The sequence below is a fragment of the Parabacteroides sp. AF48-14 genome (assembly GCF_003477465.1).
Classification (GTDB): Bacteria; Bacteroidota; Bacteroidia; order Bacteroidales; family Tannerellaceae; genus Parabacteroides; species Parabacteroides acidifaciens.
In genome coordinates this window covers 1-16519 of record NZ_QUDI01000039.1, presented here as the reverse complement: position 1 = coordinate 16519, position 16519 = coordinate 1, and the positions used below count along the sequence as shown (strand labels likewise).

5 protein-coding genes are annotated in these 16519 nt (G+C 48.7%); all 5 read left to right on the top strand.

Going from position 1 to position 16519, the window contains the following annotated elements:
• The first annotated feature begins 64 nt into the window (after positions 1-64).
• Positions 65-3238 (top strand): efflux RND transporter permease subunit, encoded by a 3174-nt coding sequence (locus tag DW083_RS16755; protein ID WP_122333169.1) that lies wholly within the window; start codon positions 65-67, stop codon positions 3236-3238.
• Positions 3239-3240: 2 nt separating this feature from the next.
• Complete coding sequence (locus DW083_RS16750; RefSeq protein ID WP_122333168.1) at positions 3241-8061, top strand: efflux RND transporter permease subunit; 4821 nt, start codon at positions 3241-3243, stop codon at positions 8059-8061.
• 1 nt (position 8062) lies between these two features.
• Positions 8063-8776 carry a hypothetical protein gene (locus DW083_RS16745; RefSeq protein WP_122333167.1) on the top strand — a complete coding sequence of 238 codons (714 nt, stop codon included), beginning with the start codon at positions 8063-8065 and terminating at the stop codon, positions 8774-8776.
• A gap of 74 nt (positions 8777-8850) precedes the next feature.
• Positions 8851-9231, top strand: coding sequence for a hypothetical protein (locus DW083_RS16740; RefSeq protein ID WP_122333166.1), 381 nt, complete (start codon positions 8851-8853; stop codon positions 9229-9231).
• Between the two features lie 795 nt (positions 9232-10026).
• On the top strand, positions 10027-16519 hold a 6493-nt coding region (locus DW083_RS16730; RefSeq protein ID WP_147382153.1), incomplete at its 3' end, for an Ig-like domain-containing protein.

Here is a 16519-nt window from a genome sequence, read left to right as displayed (position 1 = left end):
ATGCGAATGAATTGGTATATTTCATTGGCACATTGGCATATTAGCACATCAGCACATTATTAATATGAAAAGCATTATCAAATTTGCAGTAAGCAACCCGGTCACTATCTGCATGCTCGTACTGGCGATCCTGCTGTTGGGCAAGATATCCTACGACCAGCTGGCTGTCGACCTGCTGCCCGACCTCAATAACCCCCGGCTCTTTATCGAGCTGAAGGCAGGCGAGCGTCCGCCGGAGGAGATAGAGAAGCAGTTCGTCAAGAATATCGAATCGATGGCGATACGCCAGAGCGATGTGACGCAGGTGTCGTCCGTGATCCGTGCCGGTTCTGCCCGCATCACCGTCGAATATACCTGGAAGAAGGATATGGACGAGGCTTTCCTCGATTTGCAGAAAGCGATGAATCCGTATGCCCAGAACAAGGATATCACCGAACTGAAGATCACGCAGCACGACCCGAACCAGTCGCCCGTCGTCCTGATCGGCCTCTCGCACCGCAGCATTACCGATATGGCGGAGCTCCGCAAGGTGGCCGAGAGCTATATCCGTAACGAACTGATCCGCCTGGAAGGTGTTGCCGATGTCACGCTGTCCGGCGATGAGGTCAGTACGCTGACGATCCGTACCGATCCCTATAAGTTGGATGCCTTTAAGCTGACTGTTAATGATATTTCCTCCAAGATAGAAGCCAACAATCAGAGCATCTCCGGCGGCCGAGTCAGCGAGTTAGGATTGCAATACCTGGTAAAGAGTTCGAGCCTCTTTGTGACGGAAAGCGATTTCGAGAACCTGATCGTCGGCTATAAGGCGGTCAAGGCGGAGGAAACTGCTTCGGCAACAGCCGGTACTGCCGGGAGCACGACGGCAGGAAGTGTCGATAAGGCGCCGATCTTTTTGAAAGAAGTTGCCGATGTCCGTTTTGAGAATGCACGGCCGGAGAATATTGTCCGTATCAATGGCGAGCGCAGCATCGGGCTGTCGGTCTATAAGGAGATGCGGTTTAACACCATAAAGGTGGTAGATGGCGTGATCCGCCAGTTGGGGATGATCGAACAGGCGTTGCCCGGCTACCGTTTCCAGGTGATTACCAACCAGGGAACTTTTATCAAGAATGCGATCGGGGAGGTGAAGAACAGCGCCGTGTTAGGTATTATCCTGGCGGTAATCATTATCTTCGTTTTCCTCCGTCGATTAGGGACGACGCTGATTGTCAGTCTGGCGATCCCGATCTCGATCGTTGCCACGTTCAACCTGATGTTCTTCAATCATCTTACCCTGAACATCATGACACTCGGCGGTCTGGCCCTCGGGGCGGGTATGCTGGTCGACAATGCGATCGTAGTGATCGAGAGTATCTTCCGTAACCAGGAGAAAGGGATGACAGTGCGCGAAGCTGCCATTACGGGAACGTCCGAAGTGGCGGGGGCTGTTATCGCCTCGACGCTGACGACGATTGTCGTGTTCCTGCCGATCGTCTACCTGCATGGCGCCTCCGGAGAGTTGTTTAAGGACCAGGCCTGGACGGTGACCTTCTCGTTAGTATCGTCGCTGTTTGTGGCGGTGTTGGTGATCCCGATGTTGTATGACTGGATTACCGGACGACGGGATAATGGTGATGGCGTGGGTGGCGTATGTAGAGACGCACGGCCGTGCGTCTCTACGGTCGAAACGACGACGGTGGATACAACGCAGACGGTAATTGGCATTCGGATTACCGCCTACGCCCCCTTCCTGCGTGCCCTCTTGCGGCATCGTTGGGTGGTGATCGGCTGTGCCGTGGGGTTGATTGCGCTGGCGGGTTTGCTGGTGCCTTTTATCGGGACGGAGTTTATGCCCCGGGCGGAGAGCCGGGCTTTCACGGCTGTTATCAAGCTACCGGAAGGGACTCCATTAGAACGTACCGCTTCGGCTGTCGGGAACTTAGAAACATTGATGCACACCATTTCGCAGGATTCGCTCTGTACGATCTACAGCCATATCGGGTCGGGGAGCGGTTCGGAGAATGATATATTCGAAGGTGAGAATACCGCCGTTATGAAAGTGATCCTCTCGCCTTCCTGCCCTGTCCCGCCGGAGGTGGTCATGGAACAGTTCGTGCAGACCACTGAAAACACCGAAGGATTGGAAATCACCCTGAAGCAGGAAGAGAACTCCCTCAGCTCACTCTTAGGCAGCGAAGGCGCTCCCATTGTCGTTGAGGTGAAGGGAGAGGAGCTGGACGAGATCGCCGCCCTTACGGATGAGGTAAAGCAGCGTCTCGGGGATGTCAGGGGCATCTATAACATCCAGTCGTCCGTCGAAGACGGCGCCCCCGAGGTGACGATCTCCGTCGACCGTACGGTTGCCGGTATCAATAACGTAAGCGTCTCGACCGTTATCGAGCAGTTGAAGCAGCAACTCACCGGCCTGGAATCCGGCAAGATGGAGTACAGGGGAGAGATGCGCGACATCCTGATCAAAGTGCCCGACATCACCCTGCGTGACCTCGGTGCACTCGTGATACGGAGCGGCGAGAAGGAATTCCGCCTGCAGGAGATCGCCACGATCACCCATTCACAGGCGCCGAAGGAGATCTTCCGCCGCAACCAGAACCGTATCAGCAAGGTGACCGCCAGCCTCGACGCCGGGCATTCGCTCGACCGTGTTGCCGCCGATATACGGCTTGCCGTGAAAGATATCGATCTGCCGAACAACTATTCGATCACCGTCACCGGAGAAGAAGAGAAACGTCAGGAGTCCATGAACAGTCTCCTGTTCGCCCTTGCCCTATCGGTCATCCTGGTCTATATGGTGCTTGCTTCGCAGTTCGAGTCGCTGTTGCATCCTTTTACGATCCTGCTGACGATTCCGTTGGCGGTCGTAGGGGCGATCCTGTTGTTCTTCCTGACCGGTACGACGATCAACATGATGGGTGTGATCGGTATCGTGATGCTGGTCGGTATAGCGGTGAACAATTCGATTATCCTGGTCGACCGCATCAACCAGTTGATACAGGCCGGTATGCCGCTCGACGATGCGATAGTGGAGGCTGGCAGCCAGCGTATCCGCCCGATCCTGATGACCACGCTTACGACGATCCTCGTCCTCCTGCCGATGACGTTCGGTTTCGGGGAAGGCGCATCGCTCCGTTCGCCTATGGCGATAGCGGTGATCGGGGGGCTTGTCACCTCGACGGTCATGAGTTTAGTGGTGATACCGTGTGTTTATTACGTGTTTGAGAAGATGAAAAGAAGATAAGTATGAACTTTTTACTACATAGAAGGATTGCGATCTGCATGCTGTTTATAGCCCTGACAGGCCTTGGCTATGTCTCGTATAAGCAGTTGCCCGTCGAGTTGCTGCCCAATGCGGAGCTGCCGATGCTCTTCGTACAGGTGTCTGCCCAGCAGGATATGGACCCGTCGTATGTGGAGTCGGAAGTCATCATCCCGCTCGAAGGTGCGATCGGCACGATAGGCGGTGTGGAACAGATCGAATCGCAGGTCGACAGCCGCCAATCCTCTATCAAGATAGACTTCAAGCCGAACGTCAATTTCAAGATCACCGCCCTCAAGCTACAGGAGAAGATCAACGAGACAGCCTCGACGCTGCCCGAAGGTTTCACGGTACAGATACAGAAGATAGACGTCTCGATGCTCAGCGGCGGCTTCATGTCGTTGCAGGTGCGCGGTTCGGGCGGTACCGATCGTGTCCGTAACCTCGTGGAGAAGGAGATACGTCCCGACCTGGAGAACATCGACGGGATCGCCTCGGTCAACGTCTACGGAGGCCGCGAGAAGGCGATCGAAGTGCAGCTCGACCCCGATGCCTGCAAGGCGCTTAACCTGACACCCTCCACAATCAGTGGCATCCTGACGCAGAACACGCAGGAGAAAGCCTTTGTCGGCTACGCCACAGAGCCTGACGGAAAGTATTTCGTGCACGTCGACTCGCCCTACGCCGAAGTGTCGGACCTCGAGAACATTGTCGTTGCTCCCGGCCCTATCCTGCTGAAAGACATTGCCACGATCTTTTTCGACAAGAAGGAGGAGACCAGCTATAGCCGTGTGAACGGGAAAGATGCCGTCTCCGTCTCCCTGCTTGCCGACTCGCAGGCGAACCTGATCCAACTGTCTCACCGTACGACAGCCGTCATCGACCGCTTGAACGAACAGCTTGCCCCACTCGATCTCTCGATCGTGGTGGAGAGCAACCAGGCAGAGACGATGGAAGACAATATCGACCAGATTATTCATCTTGCTCTCGTAGGCGGCTTGCTTGCCGTTCTTATTCTTTGGCTTTTCCTGAAGAACCTCCGGTTGGTGTTCTTCATCGCCCTTTCCATTCCGATCTCGGTCTATACGGCGTTCAACTTCTTCTACGGGGCAGGGATCTCGATTAACAGCCTGACGCTGGTCGGTATGGCGTTGGCGATCGGTATGCTGCTGGATAATAGTGTGGTCGTCTTAGAGAACATATACCGTCTTTCGGCTGCCGGTAAGAGTCCTGAACAGTCGGTGACGCAAGGTACGCGGGAGGTCTGGCGCTCTATCTTAGCGGCTACGCTGACGACAGTCACGGTCTTCCTGCCCTTCGTCTTTTCCGATAACTTCCTGATCAAGCTTATGGGACACCATATCGGCGTCTCGATCATCTCTACTCTGACAATCTCCCTCATCGTCGCCCTCCTCTTCATCCCGATGGCGACCTATACGGTGTTGAGGCGTAAACGGAAAGTGGACACTGTCTTTTACGAGAAGGTGTCTGTGACGCAGCGGCCTGTGCAGATATACTTAGTGCTGTTGAAGACCTGTATGCGGAATCCGGGTGTGACGATATTCGGGGCTGTCATCCTGCTCTTCGTCTCCCTGATCCTCTCGATCTCCCTCAATATACAGGACCGTAAAGAGGTGGAGAACGACCGTTTCAGCATCTACGTGACCATGCCGACAGGCAGCACGTTAGAGAATGCCGACCAGGTGGTCCGCGTCATTGAAGAACGCCTTGCCGAGTTCCCCGAGAAGCAAGACCTGATCAGCCGTATCCGCGAGACGGATGCTGAACTGACGTTTGTCCTCAAAGAGGATTACCAGAAGATCGGGAAACGCAAGATCTCCGATATCAAGTCCGACGTGCAAACCCGCCTTCGGGCTATTAACGGTGCCGAGATATCCTTATCCTCTCCTTCGGGCGGAGGTCAGGGCGGAGCCTTTGGTGGAGGTAGCGATATGTCCGGTATGGGCGGTTTCATGCGCCTCCTCGGAATGGGTGAGAACCGTGAACGAATCGTCATCAAAGGTTCCGACTTCGACCGTATGCAGCGTGTGGCGGAAGACTTCCGTTACTACCTCGATGAGCAGGAGTTCATCCGCAACACCCGTGTCTCCTACAACCGCCGCCAGCCGGAGATCCGGCTCGGCTTCGACCCGATCCTGCTCACCTCCTTCGATATCTCCCGTCAGAATATATCCTCCGGCCTCGCCTCGCTGAACCCGGAGATGTCTTCCGGAACATCCTTTAAGGTCGGCGAAGACACCTACGACATCATCATCCGCAACCGGGAGAACCGGACGGAAGAAGAGTTAGAAGCTGAAAAGAAGCAGGACAAGACCGTCGACGACCTCCGCGAAGTACGCATCCCGAATGCATCCGGCGGACTGCACCGCCTCGAAGACATCGCCACGATCGACTATGGCCGGGGACGTGCCCGCATCACCCGTGTGAACCAGGACAAGCAGATCGAACTGTTCTATTCCTTCTCGCGCGATGTGGAAGACTCCAAAGACCTCCTCGAAGGCTACCGCTCGGATATCGACCAGTTGGTGGCGGGCTATAACCTCCCGTCGGGTGTGGCGGTCGAGGTGTTCCATGAGGAAGATACTTTTGCCGACTTCAAGTTCCTCCTGCTGGCAGCCTTTATCCTGATCTTTATGATACTGGCCTCGGTGTTCGAATCCCTTGCGACGCCGTTCGTCCTGCTGTTCTCCATTCCGTTAGCGGCTATCGGTTCTTTGTTAGCGTTGCTGCTGACGGGCAACAGTCTGCTGAATAATGCGAATGTGATGATCGGCTTCCTGATCCTGTTAGGTGTTGTGGTGAACAATGGCATTATCCTGATCGACTATGCCAATATTCTGCGGCGGCGTGGCTATCGCCGTAACCGGGCTTTGATGACGGCAGGGCTGTCGCGTATCCGTCCGATCCTTATAACCTCCATTACGACGATTGTCGCCATGTTCCCGATGGCGATGGGCAATGACGAGTATGCCGGTGCGATCGGTGCGCCTTTCGCCATTACCGTGATCGGAGGCCTGTCCTTCTCGGCGTTGCTGACGCTGATCCTGATTCCGACTGTCTGCATGGGGCTGGAAAACACGTTGCAGTGGTACCGGGGCCTGTCGCCGAAGGTATGGGTGTTGCACGGCGTGCTCCTTGTGGCAGGCATGAGCTGCATCTATCTATATGGCGGCAGCCTGTTGTGGCAATCTATCTATGGAGTGGTGTTGTTGGCCGGTATTCCGGGCATGACTTATTTTATGCAGACCAGCTTGCGCCGTGCCCGTTCGAAGGTGATCGACCCGGAGGCGGACATCCATATCTCCGTCCGCAACTTAGTGAAGATATACGACTGGCCGGGACGTGTCAGCCGCCAGTGGCGGAGCGGTCTGCTGATCCGTCGACGGTTGGGCTTGGAGAAAAGCTACCTCGTTCCCGCGCTTGACGCGGGATCGCAAAAGAACAACACCGATCCCTCTTCTGATGATGCAGACACCGCCAGTACCTCTGCGATCCCGCGTCAAGCGCGGGAAAGGGGGTTCTTTATGGAACTGAGCTGGCAATTTGCCCTCTTGGGTTTCGCCATCTGGTTCACCTGGTTCTTTATCGGGAGCAGGCTGTGGATCTTTATCCTATCCTTTGCGATCTATGCCGCCACGCTCTATCTGTGGAGGAAGGTGCGCGAATACCTCTACTGGCGTTTTGCCGGAAGCCGTACGGTGAGGATTCTCAACCGTGTCATTTTCTGGAGCATCCCGCCGCTGATTCTTTTTGCCCTGTTCCGCAGGTTGGACAATCCGAACTTCGTCAGTACCGTCGGGCTGCTGTGGGCGTTCTGTATTGCCGTCTATGTGACTGCCGGTTACCTGTTTGAGAAGGAGATCAATATCGAGCGTGTGAAGGGACGCTTTGCCGGACTCCGCCGTTCGTGGTTCCGGTTGGTGAAAGGCATCCCGCTGATCGGCAAACGCCGCCGTCCGTTCAAGGCGCTCCGGGGCGTGTCGTTCGAGATCCGTACCGGTATGTTCGGCTTGTTAGGACCTAACGGAGCGGGTAAATCCACCCTGATGCGCATCATCTGCGGCATCCTGGAGCAGAGCTACGGAAGTATCTGGATCAACGGGCTCGACACCCGCATCTACCGGGAAGAGCTGCAGAGTCTCATCGGCTTCCTGCCGCAGGAGTTCGGGACGTACGAGAATATGTCGTCGTGGGAGTTCCTCGACTACCAGGCGATCCTGAAAGGCCTTGTTGACAGTGCTGTCCGCCGTGAACGCCTCGAATATGTCCTTAAAGCCGTCCATATGTACGACCGCAAGGACGAGAAGATCGGCTCTTTCTCCGGTGGTATGAAACAGCGTATCGGTATCGCCCTGATCCTGTTGCACCTGCCGCGTATCTTAGTGGTCGACGAACCGACAGCCGGACTCGACCCGCGCGAACGCATCCGCTTCCGTAACCTGCTGGTCGAGTTGAGCAAGGACCGTATCGTCATCTTCTCCACCCATATCATCGAAGATATATCCAGCTCGTGCAGCCAGGTTGTCGTGATCAACAAGGGTGCCCTGCGTTACTTCGGCGACCCGGTCGATATGGTCGGTATGGCCGCCGGTAAAGTCTGGCAGTTCGATATCGACAAGACAGCGTTTGAACAAGCATTAGATAAATCCCGTATCGTCAACCATATCCAGAAAGACGACCGGATCCGGGTCCGCTACCTCTCCGCCGCCTCCCCCTACGAAGGTGCGGTGCAGGTCGAGCCGAACCTGGAAGATGCATATTTATGTTTATTAAAAGGATTATAGGATGACACTGAAACAACTCATATCCCTCTTGCCCCGCCTGGTTAAGTATAACCTGAAGATCATCTTTGCCGGGAAATTTATCTGGTTCCTGCTGGCGGCATTCCTCTTCTTCGCCTTGTTCATGTTCCAGAGCGCCTGGAACCGGGTGGAGATCAACGAAGGGCTGATCTATAACCTCCTGATGTTCCCCTGCGTCCTGTTAGTGTTCTATCCCGCCGTGTTCGGCATCCAGAACGATGAGGACAGCCGGATATTGGAGATACTTTTCGGTATCCCCAACTATAAATATAAGGTATGGGGCATCCGTCTTTTGATGATCTACGTGGCGATCTTCGTGATCCTGATCGCCTTCTCGTGGTTAGCTACGCTGTTGCTCTATCCCGTCAATCCCCTTGAGATGGCCACGCAGCTGATGTTCCCGATCCTTTTCTTCGGCAACCTCGCCTTCATGTTTTCCACCATTACCCGAAGCGGTAACGGGACGGCTGTCCTGATGATCGTCATCGGTATCGTCCTCCTGATCTTCAGCAATACCCCCCTGATCGAGCGTTCCTTCTGGAACATCATGCTCAACCCCTTCTCCATCCCCCGTAATTTCCTGCCGGTCATCTGGGAAGGCATCATCATCAAAAGCCGCATCTTCCTCCTCGTCGCCAGTATCGTCTGGATGCTCATCGGCCTGTTGAACTTGCAAAAGAGGGAGAAGTTCGTGTGACTTTCAACTATTCGAGGGGGGCTTATTGTGAAAAACGCATTTTTTAGGTTCGGAAGACATCCGAAATCATATAAATGTTAATCCGCTTTTTCGACGTCAAAAAGGAGCTTTTTACTCTTTTTCGGGAGTTTATTGCCGTGAAGTCGGACTTTATTTCATTTTCATGGGACTTTATCGCCATGAGGACGGTCGTCGTACCCTATGAAGACGGTCGCCATTTCAATGAAGACGGTCGCGAAGGCGATGAGGACGGTCGTCATGGCAACAAGCCTCCAAAATATCCTTGGGATATTTGGAACGCTGTTCGTCTTCGTTCGCAAATATTCGATTCTCCGGGAGTTAAGCTTTATCACTTTGACGGCGTTTCCGGTTTTCGGCAATCAAAAAGAATGCCTTTCGGAACGGGCTGCGCACCTCACTTCATCTGTTGTCAGACTGGAAGGGATAATCAATGAAAAAAGTCAAACCAAAATCGACCAAAATTTCAGACGAAATAGAAAAACGGCCAGAGAAGGGGGTTATTGTAATTAATCCGATCTTGAACCCGTTCGTCAGCGAGTGACTTTTTTTCTAATTAGGTGAAAATTTCACAATAAAAGAAGCCTTCGACAAAGGCCATATTCTCGGAATGGAAAAAGATCAGTTGAATCAGCTCTTATACGTTAGTGTAAAAAAGTGCTGATCTTACGAATCACGAGTGGTAAGCGTTGGTATAATGTATTGAAAATCAATAAAATTACAACGGTAAACGTGTGTAGTATGGAAGTTGCGGAACGTGCGGAAAACTCTCTTGGAAAAGTGTATTTTGTAAAAATACATTTAGAAAACCCTCGGCAGCTTTTCATTCAAAAATGTAAGTGTTTTACTGCAAATGCTATTATCTTTTGAATATCAACGCATATTTGCAAAGCAAAAATCTACTTGAAAAATGACTAAAAAAAAACGTTCGTTTATTTTAGTCATCAAAAGTCTACATTTTTTTTCAATCTTCCAAATTTTTTCAAAATAAAAAACTCCTTGATTTTCAAAACTTGTCTCATTATTTTGTAGAAAAATGCTCCAAACCCGCATCCAGCCTAAAAATGACTAAAAAAAAGGAACGTTTTTGGTCATCAAAATACAGAAAATCACACTTGTTAACTACTATTTGTAGGCGTACATTGTATAGGGTAAGTTAATAGAGCGATGATAGGGTACAGAATTTTATTTCAATCAATAAACTCATTATTAATACTTTAATTAAAAATGTTATGAAGAAAAGATTACTTATGTTGCTCGCTGCCTTTATGGCGGTGACGAGTGTGGGGTGGGTGCATGCGCAGACTGACCCAACGGATGATGGTTACATAAAGACCGATAGTGGTTATACAGTGACTACTGCGGTAGGGCTGCAAAATGTATTGAAAGCAGTTAGTGAAGCTACGACAATTACTCTGGCTAATGATTTGGACATCTCCCAGCTGAAAGTTATGGGAGGAAATGGTGAAAAAGGAGATTTCCAGGGTATCTTCTTCCTTGATAAGAAGGTGGAATTGACTATCGATGGGCAGAAGCACAAAATCTACGGTACAAATACTATACAGGGGACAACAGCCTCGAATACCGGTGCTGCAATAGATAAATATGAGGGTAAAACTTATGTTTTCTATTTACAGAACAGTGATAGTAAAGTTACATTCAAGGATTTGACAGTTGGGAATACGAATATTGTCGGCTTTAACTTTTTCGCGATGACGAATCTCGTGTTCGAGAATGTGAATGTGTTTGATAATGCAGAAGGTGGTGTTCATCTGAACTCTTCAAAGCTGGATGCGACAAATATAAATACTCGTGGCAATGGTAAGTTTGCTATTAAGTTATCTCGTGAGACTGCAAAATTGCCGGGTTTAAATATGCATGGAACTTATTTCTTTGAGGAAACAGATGTTCCTGTGATTGCTTATTTTGATAGGAAGGCTTATCAAATGTCGGCGGCAGGTGATACTCCTACGCCAGAAGAATTTAAGGCGATGGTCACATTCGACAAAGAAGACACATTTACTCATACCTGGTGGGATGCTGATAAAGCAACGTTGCATACAGAAAAGAACAGTTTGCCGGTTCGTGCATGGACATTCCAGAATAAACAGTCGATTAGTAAAGTCGCAACTTTGCAGGCTATGTTTGGTGATGACTTTGCGACTATACATAATATCCAGTTGGCTGCAGGTGAATATGTCCTTGACAAACAACTTGTCATTAACAGGTCTGTGAATATTATGGGTAGCGAAGAAAGCGGAACGCCTAAAACAATTTTGAAAGCGAATGCTAATGCTACATGGCCTAAGCAACCAAATAATAGTGACAAACTTGACAATAGCAAAGCTAATTTAGTTACTATAGTGGATGGAACTGCCGGCTCAGATGTTATTTTGAGTAATCTTATTATACAGGGTTCAATGGCTGCCGGTATCAATGCACAGTCACCAATGACAACTAAACTGAATAATGTCACTTTGGATGGTAATGCAACTGCCGGTTTGTTGGTTCACTCAGCAGTAGAAGCAAGGAGCTTATATACAAAAAACAATGTTTGGGGTGGTGTGAATATCGACAAAGGAACTCCTGAATATTCTCCCTCTTTCGATTTTGACTACTCTGTCTTTACAGAACAATCCAAGATATGGTCAGAAGATACAACAACAGAACCAGCACAATTGGTAAAGGCTCCGGCTGATTGGACTTCATACGTTGGTGTACAGGGAACAAATTCGAAGGAGATGCGATATTGGACGAATTCGAAACTGACGTTTGAGTTCTATCAGCAATTTCCGAATAAACCTGCGAGCTGGAATAGTGGATATACATTTATTTATGCAAATGGCCAACCGATCACTATAGAACAAGGTTCAACAACAGATCTTGTTAAGATCAGCGTAGATAATACAAGTGATTTTCTGGAAGTGGAGACAAGCAAGCACCCGGTTATTTTCGGTGGTGCTAAGAACGCAACAGTGAAATCTTCCAAGATTACAATGAAAGGTGGAAAGATCATGAATCTGTTTGGTGGTGGCTACGGAGAAAGCAATGGTAGTACAACTGCTGCAACTGCTGAACCGGCAGGCGTAACAGGTAGTACCGTAATCAATGTTTCCGGTGGTGAAGCTCATAATATCATGGGTGGTGGTTTATATTATTCCAAGTCTAACACGGTGAATATTACAATTAGTAAGGTCACAATGGATGCTAATGCTTGGGTTCTTTGTGGTGGTTTGGAAAGTGGATTGACAACCGCAGGTAAATATCCGGTATTTGATAAATGTACGAATACAGTAAACGAAGGTACTCTGACTATTACAGGCGGTACGTTCTGTTATATCGGTATTGGTGGTACAGATGGCTGGGGCGGTTATGTGAAGAAAGCTACGGCTAATATCAGTGGAACTACTTCTTTAGTTGGTATCTTTGGTAATGGTTCGAATGGCGCTTCTGATGATGTAATAGGTACTTTGACCGGATGTACGTTTACAAATATGGGAAATGACTATCCGACGGAAATTGCCAGTATCAATCGTGGACATGTGAAAAATGTTACGTTGAACTTTAATAAATGTACATTCCCGGAGAGTGTCGTTGCTTATATTGGTGGAACAACAAATTGGAAGAAAGATTATAAAAGTTCCGGTGTTGAAGTTGTTCCCCCTGGTACGATTTCTTTCTCTTTTGATAAGGAATGTACGAATATTCCGACAATGGGTCTGAGCGACGGTCTGGAAAATGCAAATGTTACAGTAGAAGGTGCTCCTGTTAAAGTAGCTTCTTTCAACAATGGTGCAGATGCTGCTAAGACTGCCTTTACAATTGCAAAAGATAAGACTTGGAATCTGAATGGAGGTTTGACGGTGGATGAAGGCTCTTCCTTAACTAACAACGGTACCCTGAACGTTGCCGCTTCTTCCGCTGAACAATTGACCGCAGCATTAGCAGTCAAAGCCAACCGTATCAACCTGGATGCAAAGGATTATACGCTTACTTCTAATCTAAAAATTACTAATCCGATAGTTTTAGCTGGAACAGTTGGAGCAGATAATAAGATGACAACTCTTACACAGACAACGCAAGTTGAATCTGCTGCAGAAGGTGATAATCTTGTTACTATCGAATCTGTAAAGGGTGATCTCGTATCATTGGAAAACATTGCAATTACGAAATCTGATAATTTCGGTTTGCATGTGTTCAGTTCTGACAGTGTGAAACTGACAAATGTAACTTTGTCCGGAAACAAAGCCGGTGGTCTTTTGGTAAACGGTTCAACGGTTACTGCTGATAAGTTGACTACAAAGGATAATGCTTGGGGTGGTATTGAAGTCGGCAAGGGAAAAGATGTAACTACCGATCCTAAGTTGATCATCTCCAACAGTACATTAAATGAAACGTCTCAGATCTGGGCCGATACCGATCCAAGTAAGGAAGGTAGCGAAAAGGTTGCCGAATGGGTAGCCGGTGCAGGTTGGAATATGTTTGTAGAACAACCTTCCGGTAAAGATTACAAGCAGACTTTCTGGTCACAAAAGACGAAGATTCAGATTAATGTGACGAAGAGTACGTTCTTCTATGACGGGGAAGTAAAGAAAGTAGAATATACAGTAACACCGAAAGAAGCGAAAGAATCTGTAACTGTTACTTATAAGACAATCGCAGAAGAACCGCAAGTAGTCAGTGCTGATACTCTTAAGAGTGTAGGTTCTTATTATGTAATCTTTACTTGTGACGCAAACAATGATTATCTGGCATTGAACGACACCGTAACGATGTCCATCAATGCGAAAGGTGTTCCCGTTGTTAGTGCAAAACCAAATTACACTGCTGTTGAAGCCGGACAACCTTTGTCTATGTCCTTCCTGGAAGGTGGTAAAGCTGTGGTTAGCGGAAATGAAGTCTTAGGTACTTTCGCCTGGGCTGATGCCAACATGGTTATGGAGGAAGGCGATAACACCTGTGCAGTAGTCTTTACACCTGCTAACCTGGCCGAAATGGAAGTGGCTGTCGATACGATTACCATTAATGCCAAACGTTACTTCACCGTTACAACAGGTGTCAGTGCAAACGGTAAAGCTGTTATTACGAATAAATCGACTTCCAACCGTTATCCAAGAAACACTAAGCTGAACTTTGCGATCACTCCGGAAACGGGATACGAATTTACCGGCTGGAATGATAAGACTGATCATAAAGAAACTTCTTATGAGGTTGGACAGGACACAAGCTTTGTGGCCGGATTTGCAAAGAAGAAGTTTACGGTTACTGTAGCTCCAGGAAACAGCAATACGTTGACAGTAAAATATAAGGATGCAGAAGGTAAAGATCAGACCGTTACTTCTCCGGCTACACTGGACTATGGAACTGTCTTGACTATTACAGCAACAGCTGCTGATAACTATAATGCAGAATCTATCACATCAACAGGTTCTACATTGAGCAAAGGACAGATCTTCCTGGATGCTAACACTACTATTTCTGCAACGTTTGCCCAAAAGCCAGAACAGCCGAAGACAGTAACTGTTACAGCTCCTGTAGGCGGTACGATTCGTCTGACAAATAAAAAGGATGGTAAGGAAATCGTAGCCGGTAGTTCAGTTAAAATTGGTACGGTAATCATTATCGAACGTACTCCTAACAAGGGTTATAAACTGGCGGATGCAGCCCAGGCAAGAACTGAACAGACTGTTCAAGATAATGTGACTATTTCAGCAACTTTTGAAAAAGAAGTCTATACGATCACAGCAAAAACCGGTACAGGCTATAAACTTTCTGTGGATAAATCTACAGGCAACTATGGCGACCAGGTAAATGTAAGCTATCAGGTAAACGCCGGTTACAAAGCTGTTGCCCTGATGGTCAATGCTAAGGAAGTTCCGAACAACAGTACATTTACTTTGACGGAAAATACAACTGTTCAGGCTATCGTAAAGGAAAAGGCTACTGTCGCTGTCAATACGGATAAACAGTCTTACGTTTACAACAGCTACAACCAGGCATTCGTAGTGAAGACTACTCCTGCCGGTTTGGACAGCGTCTCTGTTTCTTATGTGAAGAACGGAACAACCGTTTCCACTCCGATCGATGCCGGTACATACACCGTACGGATCAACCGTCCGGAAGATGAAAACTTCAAGGCATTGAATGCAACAGCTACATTAGAGATCACAAAGGCTCCGATCGTGATTACAGGACGACCGAGTGATGCTAATGGAACGGGTGGTGCTGCTTCTGTTGCAGGTGCATGGACTGCAGGTGATAAGCCTACTGATGCTGTTCAGCCGATGACAAAAGCGGCAAATAACTCTTTTGCAATCTTTACTCCGACCAGCAATAACTATTCAGTTGGTTACTGTGCTCCGGGTAGTAGCTTAGATATGAAAGTCTCTATCACACAATCGGCAGGTGGTACAATCACGGTTTGGGATGGTAACTTGCAGATTGAGGATAACGGAAGTGATAATAATGCTTTGAAGAATACGGAACTTCGTGCCGTTGCAACTCCGGCAGAAGGTTATAAGTTTAGTGGATGGACAAGCGGTATCGAATCTACTTCAGTTCCTTCTACAGCTTCTGCAACGGTAACTCCTACCGATAATATCACTTTCGCTGCAACATTTGTTGCAAAAGCAACATTAGATCCTTCAGTTTCAGAAAATGCTTCTGCTACATACGATGGAACAGCCAAGGGTGGTAATCTGACGATCAGTGCAGGTAGTGTAACAACCGGTTGGTCATACAGCTTCCAGCAGAATGGAATCACTGTTGTTCCGGTAAATGCAGGTAGATATGATGTATTGGTAACACGTGCTGCCGATGCAGATAATAACGCTTGCCGCAAACTGCTTTCCGGTGCATTTACGATTACGAAAGCAACCCCAAGCGTAACAACAGTTCCTGTTGCAACCGTAGTGAAAGGTGCTATGCTGTACAGTGCAGAGGTAACAGGCGGAGCCGCTTCTACGGATGGTACGTTTGTTTGGAAAGATGAAGATGAAGCTATTAGTGCAACCACATCTAAAAAAATGACCTTCGTTCCTTCCGATACGGAGAATTTTGAAAGTGTTGAGGTTACGGGTGTATCTGTTACTGCATCTGATGCTCAGGTAATCTCTTTCGTACAACTTGAAAATGGTACGATCACAGTTAAACGTGGTGAAATAGTCTTGGCATCCGGTGATCCGATTGCAGATGGTGATGTTTTGACGATCTCTGTTCAGCCAGCTTCCGGTTATGAATTGTCTACTTTGACTGTTAACGGTGCAACCAAACAAGAGGATGGAACTTATAAAGTGTCTGGTACTGCTGCTGTTAGTGTTACTGCTACAATGAAGAAGAAATCGACTGGTGGTGTTACTCCCGATCCGGAACCTGTTGCTGTAAACAGTGTCTCTTTGGATAAGACAGAGTTGACTCTTCCGCGTACTGAATCTTATACGTTGGTAGCGACTATCAATCCGTCTGATGCATCTGATAAGAGCGTTACTTGGAAGAGCAGCGACGAAAGCGTTGCTAAGGTGGATGCAAACGGTAAGGTGACTGCTTTGAAGGTGGGTACGGCTACTATCACGGTTACGACTGTGGATGGTGGTAAGACTGCCACTTGCGAAGTAACGGTAGACTTTGCTACCGGCCTTGAAGAAGCCCTTGCCAATACACAGGTATATGCAAAACAGGGTAGTATTTATGTGAATCCGATTCAGCCGCTGCAGCTGACGATTGTGA